Source organism: Proteobacteria bacterium CG1_02_64_396, assembly GCA_001872725.1.
Taxonomy (GTDB): domain Bacteria; phylum Pseudomonadota; class MNWR01; order CG1-02-64-396; family CG1-02-64-396; genus CG1-02-64-396.
This window is the reverse complement of the sequence record MNWR01000059.1, coordinates 1-7,651: the sequence shown is the minus strand read 5'-3', so window position 1 is coordinate 7,651 and position 7,651 is coordinate 1. Positions and strand designations below refer to the sequence as shown.

At 64.2% G+C, this 7,651-nt stretch carries 2 protein-coding genes and 2 pseudogenes; 3 read left to right on the top strand and 1 reads right to left on the bottom strand.

What is annotated here, in order from left to right; all coding sequences use genetic code 11:
- Positions 1 to 2,440 (bottom strand): annotated as a pseudogene (locus AUJ55_07070) (hypothetical protein).
- A 1,162-nt stretch (positions 2,441 to 3,602) separates the two neighbouring features.
- Here AUJ55_07070 and AUJ55_07065 point away from each other — a divergent pair.
- From AUJ55_07065 to AUJ55_07055, 3 genes and pseudogenes are all read left to right on the top strand, one after another.
- On the top strand, positions 3,603 to 4,835 hold the full coding sequence (locus AUJ55_07065) for a hypothetical protein (protein ID OIO57250.1): 1,233 nt from the start codon (positions 3,603 to 3,605) through the stop codon (positions 4,833 to 4,835).
- 336 nt (positions 4,836 to 5,171) lie between these two features.
- Positions 5,172 to 6,821 (top strand): ribonuclease J, encoded by a 1,650-nt coding sequence (locus tag AUJ55_07060; GenBank protein OIO57251.1) that lies wholly within the window; start codon positions 5,172 to 5,174, stop codon positions 6,819 to 6,821.
- A gap of 6 nt (positions 6,822 to 6,827) precedes the next feature.
- Positions 6,828 to 7,651, top strand: a pseudogene (locus tag AUJ55_07055) (hypothetical protein).

Below are 7,651 nucleotides of genomic sequence, written 5' to 3'. Positions count from 1 at the left end.
TGGAAACGCCGGTCGCTTCGACGGTGACGGCGGCCGGAGCAGTGACGACAGGGGCGGTGGAATCGGTGACGGTGACGAGCTGAGTCGCCGAGCCGGTGTTGCCCGCGGCGTCCATCACCGACCAGGTGACGGTGGTGGTGCCAACCGCGAAGGGGCCGGTGTTGTCGGCCACGGGGAGCAAAGTGCCGTCGACCAGGTCGTTGGCGGTCGCGGTGCCGAGGGTTGCAGTGGTGGAAACGCCGGTCGCTTCGACGGTGACGGCGGCCGGAGCAGTGACGACAGGGGCGGCTTGATCGGTCACGGTAACCGTTGCCGTGGCGCTGCCGCTCCCTCCTACCGCATTGACGGCGGTAAAGGTCACGACCCGAGTGCCCAAGGGGAAGGTGGTCGGGGCGTCGTTGGCGGTTGGGACGAGGCCGTCGACCGGATCGTTGGCGCTCGCGCCGACCAAAAAGGCGGCAATCGCCGGATCGTTGGCCGGGGTGCCCGCTTCATTGAGCGCCGCCACCGTGATGCTGGTTGGGGCGTTCACTACCGGCCCGGTGGCATCGCTCAAGGTCAAGGGGATCGTCACCGGGGCGCTGGCCCCTGCTGCGTCGGTCACCGTCACGACCAGACTGTCGCTGCCTGCATAGTTGTTGGCGGCGGTCAGGGTGACCACGCCGCTGGCCGAGACGCTCGCACTGCCATGGGTCGGGGCGGCCGAGATGGCATAGGTGTGGCTGTCGCCGGTGTCGGGATCGTTGGGGAGCACCGTGGTGCTGCCGCTGCCGCCACGCACCACGGCAATGCCGGTGGCGGTGGGGACAGGGGGATCGTTGACAGGAGTGATCGTCAAATCGACCCGGGCCGCAGTCGAGGTGCCGTTGCTGTTGCTCGCCTGGTAGGTGAAGAAATCGGAGCCGTTGTAGTTGCTGGACGGCTGGTAGGTGAAGGTATCGCCCGACAAAGAGATCGTACCGTGTTGCGGTTGGGCGACGATGTTCAAGGTCGGCATCGCCCCGCTGTCGCTCATCCAAGACAAGGTGCCGTTCAGCGCGGTGTCTTCGGTGGTGGTGACAGAGAGGGCAAAAGCGGTGGGGGCGGGGGTGGCGGGGGTGAAGGCTGGATCGCTAAACGTGGTGGTGTACTGGGTGGTCAGGGCTTGCAGGGCGACCGGGTCGGTGACGACCGCAACCACCTGCTCCAGCGCCGTGGCCAGATATTGAGCGAAGGTAGTGCCTCCAGCGGCGGGATCGATCCCCGCAGAGGTCATCATCGCGCCCAAAACCTGCAATCCGGCGGCGATGTTGGCGGCGCTCTGACCGCTCAGAGAGGCGGGGAGAGTAATGGCCAATGGCGCCGATGCCGATCCCGGGTTGAACATCAACCACTCACCCGAAGCGGCGGTCCGATTGGCCACCGTAACGCCGCTGGAAAGGTTGGCGGCGGGAATCACCAAAATCCCAGGCAGAAGGGTGATGTTGCCGGTGCTGGTGGAGGCCGCGATGTCGACTCCAACAGCAGTGGTCAGGAAGGGGATCCCCCCCTGCCAGTTCAACACCAAACCGTTGGTGTCGATCAAATCTCTTAGAGATTGAGGTTGTTGCTGATTCAAACGCAGGGCCGAAATGCCGATTTTGCTCAGGCCCAAAGCGGCATTCAGGTTGGTGTTGGCGGAGTCAAATTGAGTTGCCTGTTGGGTGTTGCCTGCGCTCCAGGCGGCCCAAGCGGTGGTCACGTCGGCTAAGGTCGGTTGGGTAGCAGTGCTTTGACCCGCCAAGGGGTTCGCCAAGGCGGCGGCCAAAAACGAAGAAACCGGGGAAAGCGCAATACTGCCCGGCGCATCGCTGATCGAGGTGCCCACCACATTGCCCCCCGAACGGGCCACCAGCAGGTAGGGACGCAGGGTTTTGGGGGGAAGGATAATTTTGAAGGAGCCGTCGGCAGCGACGCTGCTGCTGGCGACCGGGGTGGTTTGACCGTCGCCGTACACCGACAGCGAGGCGCCGCTCGTCAGGGTGGTGCTCCCCTTGAGCATGGCGCCGTAGACGTCGAGCGCGACCGGTTTGGTTTCGTCGGGTTGGAGCGAGAAGGGTGCCGAGGTGCCGCTGTAGATGGCGTCCCCGGCGCTGTCGAGCCCTTGGAGCAGCAGGATTCGCCCCTCGCCGCTTTCAACCTCAAGCTGGGCCGGTTGGCCGGGGATGACCGTGATCGGACCTGCCAACACGGCGTTGGCGCTATCGCGTACCTCGATGACCAACGAGGCAAGATCGGCGGGTGGGGTTTGGGAGACAATCGCCCCCCCTGCCGGGGCAGGGGTGTAGGGGGAGACAACAACAACGGTGCCGGAGGGGCCGAGGGGGGTGTCGCCGCAAGAGGCCAGCAGTAGAGGCAGAGTTGCCAGGACGGCCACAACGGCACCGCGACACCGATTCAACCATCCATTATTCACGGCCATAAAGCACTCCAGCTCATTCATTCGTGCTACACGAATCCAAAGCGCACACCGACCACTACGTCACGATGGCCGTAGCGCCGGTGGCGATCCACAGAGTCAAATTGTCAAAACAGAGGGAATTTGCGTTCCGCCAATACGGGTATTGGTATCGACCCGGGTTGATACCCAACGCCAGCCCTTTTAGCAAGGCGCCATCCGGCTCGATGTGACCCCTCACCACGACCTAACTGTGATCTCTCGGTAGGTTGTTCATTCGGGGTCAGCCCATTTTAGATGGGAGGTGCGCAGACGCGATGTGCGCGCCAACCACCCCTCCGAGGGCCCCGAATGAACATTCACAAAAATGCCCGATTGACGGTCCAGGGTGCACCTGCTTGTTCAACGTATGTGAAGTGGTCTTCGATCCTGCGAAGCCGCGCAGGCGGGGGGAGTCAGTCCACGTGCGGCCTACAAGGTGGTTGAAATGCTTTCGGGAGGAGGGCGTCGAAGGTCTTTCTGAGCGGTCGTCTCACCCGGCCGCCCCCCATCAAGAGGCCTTGTTCCTGGTCATCGAGCGGCCAGGGAAGCGCTGATTAAGGCCTCCTACCTTGAATCGGCACGCCTGGCAAAAACCCAAAATAGGCGCCCTGAGGCGACGTGGTAGGAGCGCCGCCCTCGGCGCGATGGCGTCCCGCCCTCCCGCAGCGTCCCCATCCCCCCCAACGCTGTCGCCCCCACGACCGCTGGATCCCCGCCCGCGCGGGGATTGACGCCGGGATGGGGGCTTCGGGTCAGACCTGGACCGACGCAGGAGCCATTGCGCGTAGGAGGCCACCCCGTGCCGAACCTCAAGTCCTGAAAAAAGGCCATCTGCCTTTTTCAGCGACGCTACGCAAAAACCAAAAGCTTCGGCGACTTAGGTCGCCTCCTACGACAGCGCTCCATTTTGGTGCCCATCCCTGGGCTGCTCGGAAGCACTAATCAATCAGCGCTTCCCCAGGTGGGCCATGAAGGGGGATAGAGGCGTTTTTGCGAAAACGCAAGGTGCGCAAGGTGTTTTGGGACGGCGATCTTTTCGGGTCTCCTGCACATAACCCCTGTTATACTCCCCGTCGATACGGTCCAATTGCCCCGGTCGATTCTTACGTTTGCGAGGTTTTATCCCTCTGTCCGCGACCCGTCCATGACCCTCTCCCTACCGCTGCAAATCCTTATCGCCATGTTGTTCGGCCTGTTGCTCGGGGTGGCCCTACCCGAGGCGGCCCCTTGGGTCGAGCCGCTGGGCGCGATTTTTATCGCCGCGCTTAAAATGCTCATCGCTCCCCTGGTGTTTCTGTCGATCGTCACCGGGGTGACGGCGTTGGGAGATTGGTCGCGCCTGGGCAAGCTCGGCGGCGTGGCGCTGCTCTATTACTTCTCGACCACGGCGCTGGCGGTGGTGGTGGGGATGTTGGTGGTGGGGATCATGCAACCGGGGGTGGGAAGCGAACTAACCTTGCCGACCCCCGAGGCAGCGACGATCCACCCCCCTGAGGGGCTCGGTGCATTTTTGAACCAGCAAATCCCCAAGATTTTCGACAACCCCATCCACGCGCTGAGCAGTGGCAACATTTTAGGGATGATCGCCTTCGCACTGCTCTTCGGGCTTGGTTTGCTGGCGGTGGGGGAGCGGGGTAAAGGGGTGGTAGAGGCGCTGGATGGGGCCAATGCTGCGGTGCTCAAGGTGACCGATTGGGTCATGGCGCTCGCCCCCATCGGCATCTTCGCCCTGGTGGCGGGGATCGTCGCCCAGACCGGTATCGAGGTGCTGCGCCCCATGGCCGCCTATGTGGCCACGGTGCTGCTGGCACTCGGGCTTCACTGGGGGCTGGTGCTACCTTTGATTCTGCGTCTGGTTGGCGGCATGGGCTGGGGGCGGTTTCTCAAGGGGGGCTCCCCCGCCATGTTGGTGGCCTGGTCGACCGCGTCGAGTTCGGCAACCCTGCCGGTCACCCTGGAGTGCGCCGAAAAAAACCTGAATGTTCGCCCGACCACGGCAGGATTCGTTCTGCCGCTTGGGGCCACCGTTAATATGGATGGCACCGCCCTCTACGAGGCGGTCGCCGCCTTGTTTATTGCACAGCTGTACGGCATCGATTTGAGCTTCGGCCAGCAGATCCTGGTCTTCCTGACCGCCTCTCTGGCGGCGGTGGGGGCGGCGGGGATTCCCGGCGCGGGGCTGGTCACGATGGCGATGGTCCTGTCGGCGGTGGGGCTCCCCCTTGAAGGGATTGCTCTGCTGCTGGCGGTCGACCGTCTGCTCGACGCTTTTCGTACCGCCACCAACGTCACCGGCGATCTGATCGGGGCGGTGGTGGTGGATCGCTATGCCCCTGGCGGAGGCTTGTCCGCCAAACCTCAACCAGAGAATTCTTGATAACCGAAAGGCCGCCCCTAAAAACCTGCGGAACGCCCCATCTGCTGCGCCACTCGGTGCTCGAAACCTCAACGTACTCAAACCTGGTTTCTGCGCTGTGCGTGCCCGTGCATCTGGGCTGTTCGCGACGGTTTTTTGAAGCTGCCCAAGGTTGGGAGATTTTCATCCACTGACGGAGCGTGCCGCACCATGAACGACATCAAGGCCGGAGACATTTCGGCGCAACTGTTTTCCGACATCACCGCCCTCGCCACCCAGGACGATTCCTCCGAGGATCCGGCAACCCAAGAGGTCGCCCCCGAGGCAACCACCGCCGACGAGGCCCCCTTCGTTCGTCTGATCCCGCTCGGGGGATTGGGGGAGGTCGGAATGAACTGCATGGCCTACCAGCTCGGCGCCGACGGCGCGATCTTGGTGGTCGACTGCGGCATCACCTTCCCCGACGCCCACACCCCTGGGATCGATCAAATCATCCCCGACATCACCTTTCTTAAAGAAAACCGCGAAAAGGTGGTCGGCATCGTCTTCACCCACGGCCACGAAGACCACATCGGCGCCACCCCCTACCTTTGGCCCGAGCTGCGGGTGCCGGTTTACGGCACCGCCATGACCTTGGGGATCTTACGCAACAAGCTCATCGAACACGGATTGGCCAGCCAGGTGCCGCAGTTCACGATTCAAGGGCGCGACCGGGTGCAGATCGGCCCCTTTTTGGTCGAGCCGATGGCGGTCACTCACTCGATCATCGATGGGGTTTCGCTGGCGATTCACACCCCGGCCGGGGTCATCATCCACACCGGCGACTTCAAGTTCGACAACACTCCGGTCGACGGTCGCCGCTCCGACTACGCCCGTCTGGCCGCCTACGGCGAGGAGGGGGTGCTGGCGCTGCTTTCGGATTCGACCAATGTCGAGCGCACCGGCGCCTCGCCGTCGGAGGGGGACATCACCGCCTCCTTCCTCGACATCTTCGCCAAGGCCAAGGGGATGCTGGTGGTCGCCACCTTCTCGTCGAACATCCACCGGGTGCAGCAGGTGATCGACGCGGCGGTCGCCACGGGGCGCAAGGTCTGCCTCAACGGCCGCTCCATGATCGCCAACACCGAGGTCGCCCGGGAGCTCGGCTACCTCAAAGTCCCTATGGATACCCTGATCGACGAAAAAGAGATCGAGTACCTGCCTCGCAACAAGGTGGTGGTCCTCTCGACCGGTTCCCAGGGGGAGCCCCGCGCCTCGCTGCGCCGCATCGCGTTGGGGGAACACAAACGGGTTGTGGTGGGGGAGGGGGATACGGTGGTCCTGTCGAGTCGCGCCATCCCCGGCAACGAAAAGGCGATCAGCAACCTCATCAACCACCTGCTGCGCCGCGGCTGCGAGGTCATCCACGACCGGGTCAGCGAAGTCCACGTCTCGGGCCACGGCAGCCAAGAAGATTTGAAGATGATGTTGGCCCTGACCCGGCCCAAGCTTTTTGTCCCGGTTCACGGCGAAATCCGCCATCTGGTGCGCCACCGCAAGTTGGCTCAGCGCATGGGGGTGCTGCCCGGAAACACCGCAATCGTCGAGAACGGCCAGGTGTTGCGGATCTACCCCGACCGTCTGGAGCGCGACGGCACCGTGCCGGTGGGGCGCGCCTTCATCGACGGCAAGGGGGTCGGCGACGTGGGGGAAGAGGTACTGCGCGAGCGGCGCATCCTTTCTGAGGACGGGATGCTGGTGGTGCTGGTGGTGATCGATGCCCAAAAGCGGGAGATCGTCCTGGGGCCTGAGCTCTTTCCCAAAGGGCTGACCGACGCCGAGGATGGCGAAGGCAAGGTGCTGGAGGCCTGCAAACGCAAGGTGCTGGAGACCTTTCAAGGGCTCTCCAGCGAGCATTTGGCCGATCTTGAGCTGGTGCGCGAAGAAATCCGAGTGGCGGGGCGGCGCTTCTTCCGCAAGGAGTTCGACCGCCGCCCCATCGTCCTTCCTTTGGTGTTCGAGGTCTGATCGGCCATGAACGCACGCGACACCGCCATCCCCAGCGGCGCCCGCGGCCCCTATTTGGGTTGGCTGGTGCGGCTGACCCTGGTGCTGCTGCTGGCCGGGGCGCTGGCGACCTACCACCCCGAGGATCCCAGCCTCAACACCGCCTCGACCCTGCCTGCAGTCAACGCCTGGGGGTGGTTGGGGGCGGCGCTGGCCGACCTGCTGGCGCAAAGCCTGGGATTTGCCGCCTGGCTGATTCCGGCGGGGCTACTGCTGACGCTGGTGCCGGGCACCAAAGGGCTGTATCCCCACCTGGGGGTGCGGCTGGGCTGGCTGGGGCTGCTGATCGCCGCCGGAGCCGCTGCACGGCCCGAGTGGTTCAGTTTGGGGCCGGTGCTTCATGGTGGGGTGCTCGGTACCTGGATGGTGCAGCAGGCCGGTAGCTGGGTCGGCCCGCTGGGCTCCACCTGGTTGTGGATCGCCGCCTGGTTGGTGTTGCTCCCCTTTTTGATTCCCGCCCCCTGGCGTCGTGCTTGGATCGCCACGTTGCGCACCCAGGGGCGCAACCGTCGGGTGGCGACGTCGCGGTACGACAAGCCCGAAAAGTCCGACCCGACCGACCTATCCGACAAACCCGCAATTCCGGCCCCCCTCGAAGAGTTGGCGTGGGACGATGGTCCCGATCTGCCCGCCCTTGAGCTGGTCGACGATCCTCAGCCCGCCTTTGTCCGCCGTCGGGTGACCCCGCCGGCGCAGCCGGTCGACGATCCCGAAGAGGCCGAAATCGTCATTCCCGCCCGCGCCTTCGAGCCCCCTCCCCGGCCCCGGTCGGTGCCCGTTGCCCCCAGACC

Coding starts and splice junctions, on each gene's coding strand:
- AUJ55_07065 (OIO57250.1), top strand. CDS start 3,603: ATGACCCTCTCCCTACCGCTGCAAATCCTTATCGCCATGTTGTTCGGC.